A 2002-nucleotide genomic window follows, 5' to 3' on the forward strand; every position below is an offset into this window, starting at 1 on the left:
GCTCACTCGGAGGCGCGCCTCCCGCCCGGACCGCCGACGCCTCCTCACGCGTGAGGGTGACGTTCGCCAAGAGCTGTTCCGTGACCCAGCGGCCGCGCTCGCCCTGCCAGCGCCACGCGTGCAAGTAGCCGTTGTCGTCGAGGAGTTGCTTGGCCCGCTGGTAGGCACGGCCCTTGATGCCCAGCCGCGCCGCGTGTTCTCCGAGGGAGTGGGCGGACGCGTCCGCCTCCGAGAGCCCCTGCACGTACAGGAGCAGAATCTTCGCGTCGCTGTTCAGGGCCTGATGCCGTACGACGTCGTGCGAAGCCTTCGTGTAGCGCCGCGTGGGCGCGATAGCATGCCGAAGCATCCCGGTGGACCTCTGATCCATTCGGTGGTGAAGGTCCTCGGGCGGTGTTGTCAGCACCTCCGGGGACCGCTCCGCGCCCAGGTGGACACAGAGTGTGATGACGCGCTCACCGTACAGCACATCTCACCGTCTCGTGCAACAACTCCGCCTCCACGAACGGCACTTCAGCGGTCGGCGGCGACCGCCAGTCCAGCGGCCACGTGTTGCCCTCCAGGGCCGGTACGCCGACGAAGGCCACACTCCGCCCCTCCCTGCCGATGGCCCGCGCGCCGTCCCGCCATACGTGACCGGCGGCGTCCCCCGCCCGCAGCAGGAAGTACAGATTGCGCGCGCCCGTCGCCTCGCGGACGATCGGGCCCGCCTCGAAATCCGTGAACTGCATGAGTTCGTACGCGACTTGCTCGCCCAGCGCACCGCCGATGCGGATCGCGTCGAAGTGGATGCCCGCGTGGCGCAGGGCGTGGCCTGACCTGGGGATCCAGTCATGGACCGGGGCGGGGGGTGGAGTTTTCAGGTTCATGCGCCGAATGCTTCCGGCTGCTCACATACTGTGACCAGGGCCACACAAGGGCCGTGCAGGGCTGTGCACTTGGGGAGGTCGTTGTGCACTCCGGTGAACGCGGGTCAGAGTCGTTCGGCGCGCTGCTGCGGTTCTTCCGCGAGCGGGCCGGGATCACGCAGGAGGCGCTGGGCACACATGTCCAGTACTCCAAGTCGCAGGTGGCGATGGTGGAACGCGGGGAGCGTCCGCCGAGGGGCAAGCTCGTCGAGATCGCCGATGAGGTGCTGGGTGCACAAGGTGCACTTCTGCTGCTCGCGGAGAAGGAGTTCAGGGAGAGCGGGCTGCGGCCTTGGACTGAGGATTACCTCGCCGAGGAGAGGCAGGCGGCGGCGCTTCACGTGTACCAGAGCCATGTGATCCCCGGTTCGCTCCAGACGGAGGCGTATGCGCGGGCGATCTACAACTGCCATTGCCCGGCACTGGATGACGAGGAGATCGAGAGACGGGTGGCAGCTCGACTGGCACGCCAGGAGCTCTTCCAGCGCAAACCGACACCAGTCATCAGCTACGTACTCGAACAGAGCACACTCACCCGCCCACTCGGAGGAAATGCCGCCCTCAAGCAGCAGTTGGGCCACATCCTCGGAACCGGGCGACTCCGTCACGTGCAGATTCAGGTGATGCCGCATGACCGGCAGGCTCACGCCGGACTGAACGGCCCCATGATCCTCCTGGAGACGCCCGCACATCGCCAACTCGCCTACGTCGAAGGCCCGAGCGGCGGCTACTTCGTAAGCGAACAGCCGGACTTGGGAGACTTGTTCGCACGGTATGGCATTCTGCGAGCACAGGCTCTCAACCCCGACGAGTCCGCAAAGCTGATCGAAGAGGTGGCAGAGGGACTATGAGCAGGGACCTCGACTGGTTCAAGAGCAGCTACAGCGGCGACCAGGGCGAATGCGTCGAGGCAGCCCTCTCTTGGAACAAGTCCAGTTACAGCGGCGGCGAGGGCGAATGCGTCGAAGCTCACTCGGAGGCGCGCCTCCCGCCCGGACCGCCGACGCCTCCTCACGCGTGAGGGTGACGTTCGCCAAGAGCTGTTCCGTGACCCAGCGGCCGCGCTCGCCCTGCCAGCGCCACGCGTGCAAGTA

Annotated in this window: 2 protein-coding genes and 2 pseudogenes; 2 read left to right on the forward strand and 2 right to left on the reverse strand. The window is 66.7% G+C overall.

The window, feature by feature from the left end; genetic code table 11:
• Together E2651_RS42845 and E2651_RS42850 are read right to left on the reverse strand one after the other, a co-directional pair.
• Positions 1-349, reverse strand: a pseudogene (locus tag E2651_RS42845) (hypothetical protein); the annotation flags it as partial.
• Positions 350-455: 106 nt separating this feature from the next.
• On the reverse strand, positions 456-869 hold the full coding sequence (locus tag E2651_RS42850) for a hypothetical protein (protein WP_135336669.1): 414 nt from the start codon (positions 867-869) through the stop codon (positions 456-458).
• Between the two features lie 83 nt (positions 870-952).
• Here E2651_RS42850 and E2651_RS42855 point away from each other — a divergent pair, with 83 nt between their 5' ends.
• The gene (locus E2651_RS42855) at positions 953-1759 is read left to right on the forward strand and encodes a helix-turn-helix transcriptional regulator (protein ID WP_135336670.1); all 807 of its coding nucleotides are present in this window, start codon (positions 953-955) and stop codon (positions 1757-1759) included.
• A pseudogene (locus E2651_RS42860) lies at positions 1756-1875 on the forward strand (DUF397 domain-containing protein); the annotation flags it as partial. The gene E2651_RS42855 and the pseudogene E2651_RS42860, both read left to right, overlap by 4 nt.
• Between the last annotated feature and the right edge of the window lie 127 nt (positions 1876-2002).

Origin of the sequence: Streptomyces sp. MZ04 (assembly GCF_004684775.1) — a bacterium.
In the GTDB taxonomy this organism is placed as follows: Bacteria; Actinomycetota; Actinomycetes; order Streptomycetales; family Streptomycetaceae; genus Streptomyces.